Genomic DNA, 16333 nt, shown 5'->3' on the forward strand with positions numbered 1-16333 from the left:
AAAAGTAATATTTTTTGCATTACATAATTCAGCTACTTATAAGCATTTTTGCACGTGGCAGTAACAGAACATATCCGCAAAGCTTTCCCGCATGAGCCAACCGATCAGCAATTACAACTGTTTGGCCTTTTAGACGACTTTTTAAATAAAGATGAGGGCGATGAATGCTTCATTTTGCGCGGCTATGCGGGTACAGGTAAAACTACCATTGTAAGCGCGTTGGTAAAGGCTTTGCGTAGCTACAATTTTAAATCGGTGTTGCTGGCACCAACGGGGAGGGCTGCTAAAGTAATATCTGCCTACTCCGGCCGCAAGGCTTTTACTATACACAAGCGCATCTACCGGAAAAAAACCGCGCTTGATATTGACGACAGGTTTATGATAGCCGAGAACATGGCCAATAACACCCTGTTTATTGTTGATGAGGCATCCATGATATCTGATCAGTTGAGTGGCAGCAACCGTAACTCGTTGCTGTATGACCTGGTGAACTACGTTTACAACACCAAAAACTGCAAGCTGATGCTGGTAGGCGATACCGCCCAGCTGCCGCCTGTAGGCTCTGATAACAGCCCTGCACTTGATTCAGCCTTTGTTAAGAAAGAGTACGGACTGGACGTACACAGCTTTGAACTAACGGATGTATTGCGCCAGCAAAAGGACTCGGGTATATTGTATAATGTTACCCGCGTGCGCGATATCATCCGGCAGGAGAAGGAGATCATCCCCAAGATCACTACCAAAGGTTATAAGGATGTTTTCAGGATGACGGGTGAGCGCTTGCAGGAGGGACTGGAGTACGCCTATACCAAATATGGGCATGATGATACCCTGGTGGTTTGCCGAAGCAACAAAAGCGCAAATCAGTACAATATGCAGATCCGCAACAGGCTGTTGTACCGCGAGGAGGAGCTAACCGGCGGCGACCAGATAATGATAGTAAAGAACAACTACTTTTGGCTGCAGGATAAAGAGGAAGGGAGTACCGCTTTTATAGCCAACGGCGACATTGCCAAAATACGTAAGGTGCGTAAGATCGAGGATATGTACGGTTTCCGATTTGCGGACGTGCAGATAGAGATGACCGATTATACCGAAGATCCTATTTTAGATTGCAAGGTACTGTTGGACACGCTCTACACCGAATCGCCGGCTTTGACGGCCGATGATCAGAAACGATTGTACGAAGAGGCTATGAAGGATTACGACCACATACCCAACCGCCGCGCCAAACATAACGAACTTAAAACCAACCCGTATTATAACGCGCTGCAAATAAAGTTTGCGTATGCCATTACCTGCCACAAGGCGCAGGGCGGGCAGTGGGGGGCTGTATTTGTTGACCAGGGATACCTTACCGACGAAATGGTAAACACCGATTTTCTGCGCTGGTTCTACACCGCCTGCACACGGGCAACTCAGGAGCTTTTTCTGGTTAATTTTAACCAGCAGTTCTTTGCAACTCCCGAAGAGTTGTAGACGGGTGTTGCAGAGAATATGGCAACACTTTGCAACACTTGCAACAGCGTTTTTTGAATGTGTCTGAAAGTCACGCTATTATAAGTATTGTGAGTTTAAACATGCAACACTTTGCAACAGACTTATTTGTCAGTAAAATTAGCTGTAAATTTCACGCATATATTTCATTATCAAATATTTAAAAAATGTTAAAATGGGCGCTTTTTTAACCCTGCCTTGCAACAGCAAGCCAGTTGGCTTTTGCTTTAAAATCGTTGCCGTCTAATTCGCCGCTTAGCTGGTAAATGTATAACTTAGCCCACCAATCACCTGTTATTATCCATATGAAGTTTACCGTATTTTCTTTTTCTATCGTCGCCCTTCTGAGCTTATCAGCTACAACGTTTGCGCAATCCCAGAATGATTGGGAGAACCCCCAGGTGTTAGGCATCAATAAAGAACAAGCCCACGCGAGTTTCTTTATGGAAAAAGAAAAATCGGCAAACCCTAACGTTGTATCGCTGGATGGTGTATGGAAATTTACCTGGGCTGTTGATCCTGACCATCGCATAAAAGACTTTTACAAAAACGATTACGATAACTCAAAATGGAGCGATATAGTGGTGCCGGGCAACTGGCAGTTACAGGGATTTGACCTGCCGGTATTTGTAAACATCCCATACCCCTTTAAACGCGACCAGCCTTTTGTAATGGGCGAGCCGCAAAAAAACTATTACACATTTGACCACAGAAACCCGGTAGGCAGTTATATAACCAGCTTCACCATGCCGCAAAACGCGGTTAATAAGCAGGTGTTTTTACATTTCGGCGGGGTTGAATCTGCCATGTATGTGTGGATAAACGGGCAGAAGGTAGGTTTCAGCAAAAGCTCTATGGTGCCTGCCGAATTTGATATTACCAAATACCTGCGTAAAGGCAAAAATAAATTAGCGGTAGAGGTTTACCGCTTTTCTGACGGAAGCTACCTTGAGGATAATGATATGTGGCGCTTAAGCGGCATTTTCCGTTCTGTTGATCTGCATATACGCCCAAAAACTTATGTCCAGGATCATTTTATTACCGCTGTACCCAGCACTGATTTTTCAAAAACAAGTGTTGGAATTGATCTGAACCTGGAGAACAGAGCCGAAACAGCGGCAAAAAACCTGCTGGTTGAAGCACTTATCACTGGTAACGATAAAACAGGAAAACCGGTTAGTATCACCCTGACAAGGAAAATACCTGTAGTAAACAAGCAAGGCGCAATTAAAGTGTCGTTATCGGCGCTTATTAATAATCCCAATTTGTGGTCGGCAGAGCATCCTTATCTATATAATGTACAACTAAAATTGCGCGATAGCCGTAACCAGGTTATTGAAACCATTCACAACCGTTTTGGCGTTAAAAAAGTAGAGGTAAAAGGCGAGCTATTTTACATTAATGGCCAGCTGGTAAAGTTAAAAGGCGTTAACCGCCACGAGCATCACCCGCGCACGGGCAGGCATGTAGACAGGCAAACTATGCTCACCGATATCCGCCTGATAAAACAGGCCAATATTAACATGATCCGTACATCGCATTACCCTAACGAGCCTTATTTTTATGAGTTGTGCGATGAGTACGGCATTTATGTAATGGACGAGGCTGATAACGAGTCGCACGGCTATGGCATAGGTAACCGTAATTTAGGCGAGGATCCTAACTGGGAAAAGGCACACGTAGACAGGGCCGTATCTATGTTGCAGCGCGACAAAAATTACGCTTCAATAATTCTATGGTCCTTAGGTAACGAGGCAGGCAGAGGCAGAAATATCCGCGCCATGGCCGATACCGTTAAAAAGCTGGATCCTTCGCGCCCGGTTTATTATGATTCTGACCGGAGCGTATCAGCAATTTATGATGAGGGTTATCTGCATCCCGATACTTTGGCGGCTTTAGGTAAACGTATAAAGGACAGGCCTGTTTTTCTGCGCGAGTATCACCATACCATGGGTAATTCTGGTGGTAACCTGCAGGAATATTGGGATGTTATATATGCTGATGAGAGCCTGGTAGGCGGGGCTATATGGGACTGGGTTGATCAGGGAATTGCTAAGAAAATTGACGGATCGGCTTTAAAGTATGATGCGAACCCGGCTAATCTTAATTTAAAGGCCGACGAGTATTTTGCCTACGGAGGCGATTTTGGCAACTATTTTAATGATGGTGCCAATTGCCTTGACGGGATAGTATCATCAGATCGTACACCACAGCCTGAATACTACGAGGTGCAAAAGGTTTATCAGAATGTAGTTTTTAAATTGGAGAATGCCGCTACACCCACAGTTGCTATAACAAACCATTTCAATTTTACCCCTTTAAGCGATTTTGATATAAGTTACGAATACACCCTGGCGGGTAAGGTTATAAAGAGCGGAAAGCTTAATAGCCTAAACATATTGCCCGGCGCAACAGCAAAAACTACCATCCCGCTGCCTCCGAATGCCGAAGGCGAATTATGCCTTAATTTATATGCATCGCTAAAAAAAGCGACGCTTTGGGCTGCTGCAGGCTATCGTATAGCACGTGGGCAATTTATAATAAAGCCTTTTGATTTTAAGAAGATGGCACCCGTTAGCGCCAATGCGCAAGCAACGCAAACCAGCACAGAAATAATAGTAACGGCAGGCCAACACCGCATGGTTTTTAATAAAGCCAATGGTGCATTAACCAGTTGGAATCAAGGCGATACGGAGTTATTGAAGGGCGCACTTGAACCTTATTTCTGGAAACCGGCGAACGATAATCAAAAGCGTAATAACTACAACCGCGATCTGCGCAAGTGGAAGACCGCGGCAGACAGCCGGGCGGTTAAAAGCTTTGAGGTGGAGGATAAAAATGGCCTGGTCAACATCAACTTCAATATGTTGTTACCTACTATAAACGCTGATTATAAGTTGAGTTACGTGCTTAACGGTGAGGGAAAACTGCAGGTGGATGCCGATTACAAACCACTGGCCGATACTATTCCGCTGATACCAAAATTTGGCATGCGGATGCGAATCCCCGCTAATTATTACAACGTACAATGGTACGGACGTGGTCCTTATGAAAACTATCCCGATAGAAAAACCGGATCAATGGTAGGCTTATACAGCCTAAAGCTGAAGGATTTTATGACGGATTACGCGGCATCGCAGGATAACGCCAATCGCACTGATGTGCGTTGGTTTTCTTTTGGGGCTGCGGATGGTAACGCCATTAAGGTAGAAGGTTTACAGCCGCTTTGTTTCCATGCTTGGAACTACACAGAGGATGACCTGGAAAAAGTTAGACATAGCTTTGAATTGCCCGAACGCGATTTTATTAACCTGAACATTGATCTGAACGTGCACGGCCTTGGTGGTAATGATTCCTGGGGAGCAAAAACCATGTCTAAGTACACTATTGACGGTAAGAAGCCTTATCATTATGGTTTTGTACTTGCTTATTCAAAAGGAAAATAATGCGTCGTAGACGCAAAAGGTCGGTAGAAAATAAGAATTGAAATCAGCATGCCGTAGGTATGCTACCCAAGTTAAGGCAGACAATCGGCAATTTCTGCGAGTGGACAGATCAGGCCTTAATTCCTTTTTTTACGCCTTCCCCACCAAATTATAAAACCCGTAACAGGCATGCTGGCGGCTATTAAGCTTGCACAAAATGCAATAATTTTGCCTGGCAAACCTGCTATGGCACCTATATGGATATCATAATTCATGCGGGCCAGTTTATCGGCCGCGCTCGCTTTCTGCAGCTTGCCGTAAATGTGTTTTACAGGTATTTCCTTTAGCGTGTACTGGTCGTAATAAATGTAATCGCTTTTCCAGTAAGTGTAAGTATCGGGGTTAATAGCAACTTCAATGGCGGCTTTGTTATTTTCGGGGATGTGAACATCAATGCTACCCTTAAAACCGGGTAAAGCAGCGCGGGTTTTATTCCAGATCTGGTCAATAGCGGGTAGGTGTTGCACTGTTTTAGCAGTGGTGTCAGACTCCGCCTCATAATAAGCAACCTGGGTTTTACCACCAGACGATAGCCAATACACCGACCCGGCAAACCACTGGAAACCCATTACCATGCCAGTTAGCGCGATAAAAATAATTACCCAGGCCATGTAAAAACCCAGCACGTTATGCATATCATAATTTACCCTGCGCCAGCGGGCGTTTAATTTAATGCTGAAACGCTGCTTTGCCGCTGCTTTGTTTTTTGGCCACCAAAGTATCAATCCGCTTATCAGCAACACAACAAATATCAGTGTGGCCGACGTTAAGATTGGCTGCCCAACGGTTGGCGGAAGCCACAGGTAATAATGCCCATCCAGCACGATCCGGAAAAAATCGGTGCTCATGTTCTTTACCTTTAGTACCTGGCCCGTATAAGGGTTTATGTAAACAATCCAATAATATTCCGGGTCGGCGTTATAGTAAGCCGCCTGAGCAGATTTGCCGGGCTGATAACTTATGCTATGCGGATCGTGTTTATCAGGTAATGCTTTATTAGCTATAACTCTTAATGCTGAGGGTGGCAGCAGGGTTTGGTTTTGAGCTGTGGTGAAAAGATAAGGTTCAGTAAACCCGCGTATTTCCTGCTCAAAAGCCAATATACAACCGCTAATACCTAAAAAGCAAACAATAAGGCCCGAAGCCAGCCCCAGCCACAAATGCAGCCTGCCTGTCCAGTACTTAAAGTTTCTTTTTTTTGCCATTATTATTAGGGTTTTACGTTTTGCGTTTAGCAGGTTCAATACATTTATAAGCTAAACTGCCGTAAATTAACGTGCCCAACCTGATGTTTTACCGACGGCAAAAGTATTATTTAAAATGATTCTAAACAATAGGGTTGGTAATAAGTTTCACTGAATCGCCCCGCTATTTAAATACAACTATTGTATTAGTTATATAATTGATTTACCTTTATCAAAACCACTTTACAACCTAACATCTGATAAAGCGTATGCCTAAAAGCGGTATTATCAATATTTGCGTTACGTTAATGCTTTCAATTGCATTTAATGCAGTACATGGGCAGTCTACACGCTCCGTTCAGCAGCAGATAAACGCCATTTCTGCCTATAATACCGCTCATACTCCCGAGAAAATATTCATCCAAACCGATAAGCAGAACTATAATAAGGAAGATACGATATGGTTTAAGGCTTACGTATTTGATGCTTCAAGCCTTAGCGCATCAACCAAAACCGGCCTTATTTACATGGAGATTACTGATGCTACTGATCGGGTGATCAACCGCAACATGGTATCGCTTACCGCGGGCCTCGGTTGGGGCAATATTCCGCTGGTGGATAATCGTTTCCCTGAAGGAACTTACACCTTACGCGCTTACACCAACTGGATGCGCAATTTTGATGAGCACTACATCTTTACCAGGCAATTTACCATTGAGGGGGCCCTGGATGAAGACTGGATGATCAACTCGCGTTTTGAACTGACAGAAAAGGAAGGACAAAATAATGTAAAAACCGGGCTGGCTTTTTTTACTAATGAAGGCCACCGCATGTTTGCCGAAGCATTAAAGACCAGAATAACAGCGGGGCGGCGCAATCTGTATCGCACCAACCTGACTACGGGTGTTGACGGTACCCTTGACTTTGATTTTAATTTACCGGATAAAGTAACCACGAAGGATATAAACATCAGCCTTACAAAAAAAATAAAAGGCGAAAAGGAAGTAACCTTTAATGTGCCTGTAATAATAAACCGGGATGAAAAAACGGACCTGCAGTTTATGCCCGAAGGTGGCAGCCTTATAAACGGTATGCTTAACAACGTTGCCTTTAAAGCGATAAACGAAGAGGGTAAGGGGGTTAACGTGCAAGGCGAAATTTATAATTCCAAAGGGCAAAGTATAACCACTTTCAGCTCAAAACGCTTAGGGATGGGAGCGTTTAAGTTTCGGCCCGAGCCGGACGAAATATATACCGCCCGTGTAAATTTCCACGGAAAGTTGCTCAGCTTTCCGTTGCCGCAGGCCAAAAGTTCGGGTGTGATGCTTAACGTAGATAACATAACAGATAAAGACTCTGTTTTTATTACAGTAACACCCTCTGCCAATGCCAGGCAGTTGGGCGGCATATATTACCTTATCGGGCAGTCGCCGGCTATGGTTTGCTACGGGGCAAGGGTAAATTTGACTAAAGGGGCCAGCACCTTTAGCGTAAACCGCGAGGCATTCCCAACGGGGGTCGTCCGGTTTACTGTGCTATCTGCAACAAGTGCACCTGTAGCAGAGCGTATTATTTTTATTGATCACAAAGATCGGATCAGGATTGATGTTATTCCGTCCAAAACTACTTATGGTAGCCGCGACAGTGTAAGCCTGGCTATTATAGCGTCAGATAAAGATGGATTTCCGGTGCAGGGCAGCTTTTCGCTGGCTGTTACAGACAATGCCCAGGTAAAGCTGGATTCGACAACCCTGCCCAATCTGCCCGCGAAATTGCTGCTGGCAGATGATTTAAAGGGCGAGATTGAAAACCCGGGCTGGTATTTTTCAAAAGGCGATTCTGCACTTAAAGTGCAGGCGCTTGATGTTTTGCTCCTTACACAGGGATGGGTAAATTATAAATGGACAGATGTTTTTGCGGCTAAGCCAAAACCACTCCTCTTTAAAGCCGAACCCGAATTTGCTGTAAAGGGAAGAGTGCTAAACGCTTTTAATAAGCCGGTTGAAAAAAGTAACATCATTCTGCTATCGCTTAAACCTGTGATTGTGGCAGACACCATGACCAATGCCGCCGGCGAGTTTTCTTTTACGGGCATCAGTCCCCCCGATACGGTTGCTTTTAACCTGCAGGCGCGGAATAAAAGGGGCAGGTCTTTTAATGTTGGGATAGAATTAGATGATTTTACGCCTCCCGTTTGGTCTGCCAGCCAGCAACGCCTTATTCCGCCGTATGTTAATATAGATACATCGCGTTTGAATGCCATGCGTACAAAAGCCTTATACAACCAGGAGGAGGCCAAAATAACGGGCCGGCAGTTGCAGGAAGTACAGATAAAAGCGAAGAAGATAATTAAGGAATCTAAAAGTTTGGTGGGCCCCGGCGAAGCAGATTTTACGTTAAATAGCGATGATATAAAATCAAAGGGAAAGATGACCATGGAGGACCTGTTTAAAAAAAACATACCGGGTTTTGTTGTCAGGGAAAATGGCATGTATACTTCATATATTATTGACAACAAAGCAGTTGTGCTGATAATAGACGGTATAAAATCTTCGGTTTTTATGGGGCCCGGTTTCGGTTTAAAACAGATGCTGCAATATATGGATGCAGACGACGCGAAAGGAATAGAGGTTATGACTACGGGTAACAATCAGATTCCTTACACACAACAACATCTGTCTCCCCTGGCAAAATTTTGGGAATACGCGTTTATTGAGCTCACCACTTATTCAGGCAACGGTTTTACACAAAAAGTGCCCGGTACTTACATTTATCGCCCGCCGGCTTTTGCATCAAAAAAGGAGTTTTACTCGCCACGTTACGCGGTAAAGCGTACAGAGCCGGGCGTTGATACGAGGCCAACCCTGTTTTGGGTACCTAATATTACGACTGATGAAATAGGCCGCGCAACCGTAAGTTTTTATACAGCTGATAAAACCGCCACTTATACGGTAAATATACAGGGTGCCGATATGGATGGGCTTGTGGGAGCGGCACAAAGCAAAATTAAGGTAGTAACGAGTAAGTGATTGGTTATTGAAGATTGGTTATTGAAGATTAAAGATTAGTTGGTGAAGATTAGTTACTGAAGATTGGTTATTGAAGATTAAAGATTAGTTGGTGAAGATTGGTTATTGAATTTACTAATGACAAATGACCATTGGCCAATGACAAATGCCCAATAACTAAACAACCGGTAATTCAATAACAAAGGTAGTGCCTTTGCCTTCTTCGCTTTCAACCTTGATAGTGCCTTTGTGGCTTTCAATAATCTGCTTTACAATGCTCAGGCCTAACCCGGTTGATTGCTCGCCTTTTAGACCTGTACGGCCCGCTTTAGAGAAACGTTCAAAAATATGGGGCAACATATCCGCGGGTATCCCCAGCCCATGGTCCTTCACTTTGATGGTAACCCTATTGCCCTTTTGTTCCAGATGTAACTCAATATTGTCTTTCTCTTTTGAGAATTTCATGGCGTTGCTGATCAGGTTATCCAGAACGCGCTGAAATTTTTCGTTATTGATACCTGCGTGTATGGGGCTTCCGCTGCTTTTAAGCACAATATTATTTTTAAGATCCTTCTGGATCTTCCACATATCAATAATACCCCGCAGCCATTGGTTCAACTCAGTTTTATGCAGCTCAATATTGCTAAGGTTTTCGTTTTTAGCGGCCTCTAACAGATCAGATATAATGCTGCGCGCTTTAACACACGATGCCTTTATCATGCCAACGCTGTCCAGGGTGTCCTCGCTCAGTTCATCGTCAAACTCCATCATCATCGCCAGCGATTCAACCGCCGCTATTGGGTTGCGCAAATCGTGCGCTACCATGCCTAAAACCTGGTTTTTAAATACAGCGGCTTTTTCAATCTCAATGTTTTTATTGCGTATTTCTATTATCTGCAGGTAATAACTTGCTTTGTACGAGTAAAAATACCGGGATATCAGGTAGAAACCAGCCAGCAGTATAATGGAGATAAGCTGATCATACAACATGCTTGTAGCATCAGTATGGGCAACAAATAACAAGGCGGTATAAACTATTTCAATTAGTATGATCATGGCTATCACCTCATCATACTCAAAAACGCACATTACGCTAATTACACATAATGCTATTAAATAGATAGTGAGCGCGTTGCGTGGGTCAGACGTGGCTATAAAAGCGGAGTACATGCCGGCCATTATCAGGTAAAAAGAAAATATAAAAACAAAAACGATCATGCCCGCGCCGGCTTTTTTTGTTTTTTTGATACGCCTGAGCAGTAACTCGCTGATAAGGAAAAAAACGGGCGTAACTACAATATACAACCAATTGGTAAACGTAACTTCCGGGAAGTTTTGCGCCTTTGTAATATTTACCGGCAGCACCCAGATCAGTATACGCAACAAAACATTTATCAGCAAAAAAGCTATACTGCTATTACGTATAGACAGCAGGTTTTGCAGTGTATAATAATTGCGGAACGCCGCCCGGTACCGGCCGGGTAAACTTCTAAAATAATGGGTATCCAAATTATTGAGGGGTGCTTATGGCTATCAAAAATATAAAAATCAATCACTTTGAAAAAAATGATAATTGTTTTTTGCTTTTAATGCTAATGATTTGCGTTGTAGTTAGATGCATTTTCGTTAGGGCAGCGGTGTGATTCTTGCTGCTTGTCAAAAAGGCGTATGGAATTCAAATTGAATGACACTTTTTCAGGGCAATGCTAATGGCAAGCGTTTTGAGGCGATATAGCTGAAATAATTTAACTATGAATTTTAACAACTTCACCATAAAAGCACAGGAAGCCGTACAAAAGGCATCCGAAATAACAGTTGGTAACCAGCAGCAGGCTATTGAAACAGCGCATCTGTTAAAAGGCTTGCTTTTGGTTGATGAGAATGTTATATCCTATCTGCTTAAAAAATTAAATGTAAACCTTAACAGGTTAAACACCACGCTTGATGAGCAGATCGCATCGTTCCCTAAAGTAAGCGGCAGTAATGTTTACTTATCATCGGGTGCTAACTCGGCGCTGCAAAAGGCACAAACCTACCTTAAAGAGTTTAAGGATGAGTTTGTGTCGGTTGAGCATATTTTACTGGGTATCTTATCAGTAAGCGATAAGGCCAGTACCGCTTTAAAAGACGCAGGCGTTAATGAGAAGGACCTGAAAAAAGCCATTGTTGGCCTGCGCGGCGACAATAAAGTAACCGATCAAAATGCCGAAGCTACTTTTAACGCACTGAATAAATACGCCCGGAATTTAAATGAGTATGCCGAAAGCGGCAAGCTGGACCCGGTTATTGGCAGGGACGAAGAAATTCGCCGCACTATCCAGATCCTGTCGCGCCGTACCAAAAACAACCCTATTTTGGTGGGCGAACCGGGTGTAGGTAAAACCGCTATTGCCGAAGGTATTGCTTTCAGGATATTGAAAGGCGATGTGCCCGAAAGTTTAAAAAGTAAAACCGTTTACTCATTAGATATGGGCGCGCTAATAGCGGGCGCTAAATATAAAGGCGAGTTTGAGGAGCGTTTAAAAGCAGTAATAAAAGAGGTTACCCAGGCAGATGGCGAGATAGTATTATTTATTGATGAGATACACACACTGGTAGGTGCAGGTGGGGGCGAGGGCGCTATGGATGCGGCCAATATTTTAAAGCCCGCCCTTGCACGCGGCGAATTAAGGGCCATTGGCGCTACAACGCTTAATGAGTATCAAAAATATGTTGAGAAGGATAAAGCCCTTGAACGCCGGTTCCAGATGGTATTGGTGGATGAACCGGATACAGCCGATGCCATTTCTATATTAAGAGGATTAAAGGAACGTTACGAGTCGCACCATAAAGTGCGTATTAAAGATGAGGCCATTATAGCCGCGGTTGAAATGTCGCAGCGTTATATATCTGACAGGTTTTTGCCGGATAAGGCGATAGATCTGATGGACGAAGCCGCGTCAAAACTGCGTATAGAAATGGACTCTGTACCCGAGGCGGTTGACGAGCTGCAGCGCCGCATAATGCAGCTGGAAATTGAGCGCGAGGCGATAAAGCGTGAAAAAGACGATAGGAGAGTTGCAGAATTGAGCGAAGAGATAGCTAATCTGTCTTCCGAACGCGATTCGCTTAAAGCTAAATGGCAGGGGGAAAAAGATGTTGTGGATGGCATTAACTTAAAGGTTGAGCAGATTGAAAACTACAAACTGGAAGCGGAACAGGCTGAACGTGCAGGCGATTATGGCAAAGTGGCCGAGCTGCGCTATGGAAAGATCCGCGAAGCGCAAGAGGAAGTAGAGAAACTGAAGGAAGCCCTGCAAGCTAACCAAAGCGAAAGCCGCATGCTGAAAGAGGAGGTTACCGCGGATGATATTGCAGGCGTGGTTTCCAGGTGGACAGGCATTCCGGTTTCTAAAATGATCCAAAGCGAGCGGGAAAAGTTGCTCAGTTTGGAAGATGAGCTGCACAAACGCGTTGCCGGGCAACAGGAAGCTATTGAAGCCATAAGTGATGCTATACGCCGCAGCCGCGCCGGTTTGCAGGATAAGAGGAAGCCTATTGGCTCATTTATATTCCTGGGAACTACAGGTGTAGGTAAAACAGAGTTGGCAAAGGCTTTGGCTGAGTACCTGTTTAATGATGAAGGTGCCATGGTGCGGATTGATATGAGCGAGTACCAGGAGCGCCATGCGGTATCAAGGTTAATAGGCGCGCCTCCGGGATATGTGGGGTATGATGAAGGCGGGCAGTTAACCGAAGCTGTACGCAGAAAACCTTACAGCGTAATTTTATTGGATGAGATAGAAAAAGCGCACCCGGATGTGTTTAACATATTGCTACAGGTGTTGGATGATGGCCGTTTAACCGATAATAAAGGCCGGTTGGTGAACTTTAAGAACACCATCATCATCATGACGTCTAACATCGGCTCCAATGTTATACAGGAGAACTTTCAGTTTTTAGAAGATGGCGACCGCGATGCGATCATCGCCAAAACAAAAAATGATCTGTTTGAGCTGTTGCGCAAAACCATACGCCCGGAGTTTTTAAACCGTATAGACGAGATCATCATGTTTACCCCGCTTAACCGCGATGAGATAAGCGATATTGTTAAACTGCAGTTTAAACAAGTGCAACAAACACTGGCCGAAATGGGCATCAGCATAGAAGCTTCAGAAGAAGCCCTGGATTGGCTGGCCCAGTTAGGTTACGATCCGCAATTTGGTGCCAGGCCATTAAAACGCGTAATACAAAAGCGTGTATTGAACGAACTTTCTAAACAGATACTGGCGGGTAAAGTAGATAAAGACAGCAAAATAAAGCTGGATATGTTTGATAACCAGTTTGTGTTTATGAATACGGAAGAAAAAACGCAGCAATAAGTTTTTAAAAGCTAATAAAGAGCCCGTAGGTAATGCGGGCTCTTTATTATTTTATACTATTCTACTTGTCGCCGGTGCCTTTTTGTTCGTTGGTGCCCTCGCCACCCTTGGTATCAGTATTAGAAAATAAAGATATACCAACAGCTAATCCTATCCAGGGTTTACCTTGATATTTCCAGTCTCTGCTTTGCAGGCCGGTTAAATAATCACTGCCTATAAACGCCCCTATTTGAAAGCTTCCGTGCGCGTAAAGCACCCCTGCGTTTATGGAGAATGCGGCGGCGCTGGTGCTTGCAGGTGTAATCCCGCTTTTTAAACTTAAGCTATCGGTGCGCACATTTGCAATGCCTACACCTGCTATATAATTAATTGACTTTTGCACAGTGCCCTCTAATTGATGCCGCAAGCCAAATACAAATCCAAGATTTAGCTTTTCCTCATAGCTAAAAAAGCGCTTGTTTGAATCTCCCAGTCTGAGCTTTATTGGCAGGGTCATCACTCCCCATGTAAACTGATTTTTTACGCCATAGTACGGAACAACTGAAACATCAAACTCTTCTGGCGTAATAGCAAACTCTTTGTAGTTTGCCCATTTTCCGATATAAGCGTTCTTAACGTCAAAATCGTAAACAGCAGCCTTGCTTCTAAGTTTTTCGTAATACTCGTTTGTTTTAGCATAATTCTTTCTCAATGTTATTTTTTGAGGCTCGGTCAAGATGGTATCATAAACTGTAGTATTATAGCGCCAAAAGGTGATCTTGATATTATGAGATGTGTCAAATCCGGTAACGGTAAATTTGGTGTTACTCGGCGCTCTGAATTTATACTGCTTTTGGAAAACGTTATTAGCGTCAACGCCATATACATTTACAAAATCGGGTGTAATTGTGTACATTTTGCCAATAATGGCCTGTGCATAGCCGCCCATGCTCATAAAGAGAAGAGCCGCAACTGTGATAAGTTTACGCATGAGTTTAAGATTTAGGGTTAGTGAATAAAAAAACAAATATCTATGTTGTCCAGAAACGAATTTCACGGGCTTTCTCGCCGGTGGCATACCATTTCTGCCAAATGTCGCTCTTAACATTTCCTGACCATTTTGGCAAGGTGGTTTCTGCTGAACGATAAAACCTCCAGCGGTAATGATGGTATACAGCTGTCATATGGATTGCATATGCCCGGGCTAATTCTTTATTGCCAATAATAAGGTTAAGGTTATCATCATTTGATTTGCTGGCCTTACCACCCATATTATGCGAGCCTGTAATTAACACCGGGTTGTCTGAAAAAGGGTCAATAAGAATTACTTTGCTGTGAATGGTGACATTTTTTTTGCCCATTTCTTTGGTCCAAAATTCAAAAGGATCTGCAATGCTTGCGGGTAATGCAACATCCATATCGCCCTCCTGGTATTTATTTTTATGCAGAAACGCAATGGTAGGATAGTCTTTACCACCGGGATCAGCGTTTATAACACCATTAACAAGCAAGTTTCTGTCTTTAGCTTTTTCCAGAATAGTGTTATACAACAACCTGCTCTTGGTTTTAGCGCCGGTTATAACACCAGGCTTAAACATCAGGAAAAGTATCCCTTTGGTTGCGGCATTAATATACTTGTCTGCCTCATCCATGTCAATCTGATTGCCAACAGGGGTAAAGTAGGTGCGTATGGTATTAGCCTGGTTTTGCTTTACTGTGCCGTTAAATTTTTTAAAATCTTTGCCATAAAGTCCCTTCCCTTCATTATCACAATCTTTTAGCATTTCATCCCACTCTTCTTTGTAGTATTTAGCTACATCAGTATCATTAATAACCACCGCGTTATTTACCTGGGTATGTAGGCCGTTAGTTGTCCAATTTGTGCTGCCTGTCCAAACTTTTATTGGCGTCTCTACCTTATCCGGCGTTGTTTGGGTGATAACCAGAAATTTGTTATGGGCAAAATGTGGTGTGCCAACTATGCGCCTTGTAAGGTTTACTTTAGTCAATAGATCGGCGCTCTCTTTTTCCGGGTCGTTATTATCCTCGCTGAAAGCGCCATTTGCAAGTATTATATTAGCCCGCCGGCCTATTTTATTTAACCGCCGTATAAGGCCAGGTTCATTGCATTCGTATAAGGCGCCATATACTTTAAGCGTTTTTGTTTCTGCTATGGTCTCTAATAAGCTGTATAAAGCAGCCAGCAAATTACCACCCATAAATTGTTTTAACGGCGATTTTTCATCGGCCAAAATATTGCTTAATTCTTTACTTCTATCTTTGTCTGGAACGTTAGCCAAACGCCTTGATACGAACTGAGATGATACTAGACCACGGTTAAAGTAAGCTTCATTACCCGGCGAGTTGCCAATGGTTAACCATGCCGACCACTCTGATGCCCTCTCCATATCTTTAACAAGCCCGTTTGGGGTGTTAATCATCGGGATAACTTTATAACAGATCTCATCGCCTGTTTTTACAAAATAATCACTCCACATATATTTTTGAATCGGCCATTGTGTACTGGGGCGCATCTCTTCCGGCGTGTGCGGGTCGCCTTCAAATCCTACCGAAGTAAGTAATGGCTCTGCCTCAAGGTCGGTTTCGCCTTTTCTTTTGCGGAATATGGCAAATCCATGGCAGTCTTTTATAAATGTGGCGTTAGGTATGATGATAGTTGCATCATCATTGTTTGAGTAGGCCTGGACAGACAGTTTTTGTTGCATAATAAAGATTTAGGTTGTGATATTATTCTTATGCTAATATACTGATAATTTGAAAGATAGCAATCTCAAACGCAGATTTTTATTAATTTTTGA

The 16333-nt window shown here is 43.5% G+C and carries 9 protein-coding genes; 4 read left to right on the top strand and 5 right to left on the bottom strand.

Going from position 1 to position 16333, the window contains the following annotated elements; genetic code table 11:
* The first annotated feature begins 54 nt into the window (after nt 1–54).
* Nucleotides 55–1479, top strand: a complete 1425-nt coding sequence (locus tag ACFQZS_RS07635) for an ATP-dependent DNA helicase (protein WP_377098874.1) — start codon at nt 55–57, stop codon at nt 1477–1479.
* 205 nt (nt 1480–1684) lie between these two features.
* Here ACFQZS_RS07635 and ACFQZS_RS07640 read toward each other — a convergent pair whose 3' ends face one another.
* On the bottom strand, nt 1685–1909 hold the full coding sequence (locus ACFQZS_RS07640) for a hypothetical protein (RefSeq protein ID WP_377098876.1): 225 nt from the start codon (nt 1907–1909) through the stop codon (nt 1685–1687).
* Between the two features lie 31 nt (nt 1910–1940).
* Between ACFQZS_RS07640 and ACFQZS_RS07645 the strand changes: the two genes are divergently transcribed.
* A complete protein-coding gene (locus ACFQZS_RS07645; protein WP_377098878.1) occupies nt 1941–4943 on the top strand; it encodes a glycoside hydrolase family 2 TIM barrel-domain containing protein in 3003 nt (1000 codons plus the stop codon).
* A gap of 116 nt (nt 4944–5059) precedes the next feature.
* Here the strand turns inward: ACFQZS_RS07645 and ACFQZS_RS07650 are convergent, their stop codons facing one another.
* Complete coding sequence (locus ACFQZS_RS07650) at nt 5060–6187, bottom strand: PepSY-associated TM helix domain-containing protein (protein ID WP_377098880.1); 1128 nt, start codon at nt 6185–6187, stop codon at nt 5060–5062.
* Nucleotides 6188–6435: 248 nt separating this feature from the next.
* Between ACFQZS_RS07650 and ACFQZS_RS07655 the strand changes: the two genes are divergently transcribed.
* On the top strand, nt 6436–9195 hold the full coding sequence (locus ACFQZS_RS07655; RefSeq protein WP_377098882.1) for a carboxypeptidase-like regulatory domain-containing protein: 2760 nt from the start codon (nt 6436–6438) through the stop codon (nt 9193–9195).
* 156 nt (nt 9196–9351) lie between these two features.
* On the opposite strand, the gene ACFQZS_RS07660 is transcribed toward ACFQZS_RS07655, so the two are convergent.
* Nucleotides 9352–10683, bottom strand: coding sequence for a sensor histidine kinase (locus ACFQZS_RS07660; protein ID WP_377098884.1), 1332 nt, complete (start codon nt 10681–10683; stop codon nt 9352–9354).
* 242 nt (nt 10684–10925) lie between these two features.
* Between ACFQZS_RS07660 and clpB the strand changes: the two genes are divergently transcribed.
* Nucleotides 10926–13535, top strand: a complete 2610-nt coding sequence (gene clpB / locus ACFQZS_RS07665) for an ATP-dependent chaperone ClpB (protein ID WP_377098885.1) — start codon at nt 10926–10928, stop codon at nt 13533–13535.
* Nucleotides 13536–13596: 61 nt separating this feature from the next.
* Here the strand turns inward: clpB and ACFQZS_RS07670 are convergent, their stop codons facing one another.
* Both ACFQZS_RS07670 and ACFQZS_RS07675 read right to left on the bottom strand, forming a co-directional pair.
* Nucleotides 13597–14505, bottom strand: a complete 909-nt coding sequence (locus tag ACFQZS_RS07670; RefSeq protein WP_377098887.1) for a hypothetical protein — start codon at nt 14503–14505, stop codon at nt 13597–13599.
* A gap of 40 nt (nt 14506–14545) precedes the next feature.
* Nucleotides 14546–16240, bottom strand: a complete 1695-nt coding sequence (locus ACFQZS_RS07675) for a phospholipase D-like domain-containing protein (protein ID WP_377098889.1) — start codon at nt 16238–16240, stop codon at nt 14546–14548.
* Between the last annotated feature and the right edge of the window lie 93 nt (nt 16241–16333).

The sequence above is a fragment of the Mucilaginibacter calamicampi genome (assembly GCF_042676765.1).
In the GTDB taxonomy this organism is placed as follows: Bacteria; Bacteroidota; Bacteroidia; order Sphingobacteriales; family Sphingobacteriaceae; genus Mucilaginibacter; species Mucilaginibacter calamicampi.

Bases quoted from the DNA above. Each gene is read 5' to 3' on its own strand.
- ACFQZS_RS07675 (WP_377098889.1), bottom strand. From the start codon at position 16,240: ATGCAACAAAAACTGTCTGTCCAGGCCTACTCAAACAATGATGATGCA.
- ACFQZS_RS07640 (WP_377098876.1), bottom strand. From the start codon at position 1,909: ATGCCTAACACCTGGGGGTTCTCCCAATCATTCTGGGATTGCGCAAAC.
- ACFQZS_RS07645 (WP_377098878.1), top strand. From the start codon at position 1,941: ATGGAAAAAGAAAAATCGGCAAACCCTAACGTTGTATCGCTGGATGGT.
- clpB (WP_377098885.1), top strand. From the start codon at position 10,926: ATGAATTTTAACAACTTCACCATAAAAGCACAGGAAGCCGTACAAAAG.
- ACFQZS_RS07670 (WP_377098887.1), bottom strand. From the start codon at position 14,505: ATGCGTAAACTTATCACAGTTGCGGCTCTTCTCTTTATGAGCATGGGC.
- ACFQZS_RS07650 (WP_377098880.1), bottom strand. From the start codon at position 6,187: ATGGCAAAAAAAAGAAACTTTAAGTACTGGACAGGCAGGCTGCATTTG.
- ACFQZS_RS07655 (WP_377098882.1), top strand. From the start codon at position 6,436: ATGCCTAAAAGCGGTATTATCAATATTTGCGTTACGTTAATGCTTTCA.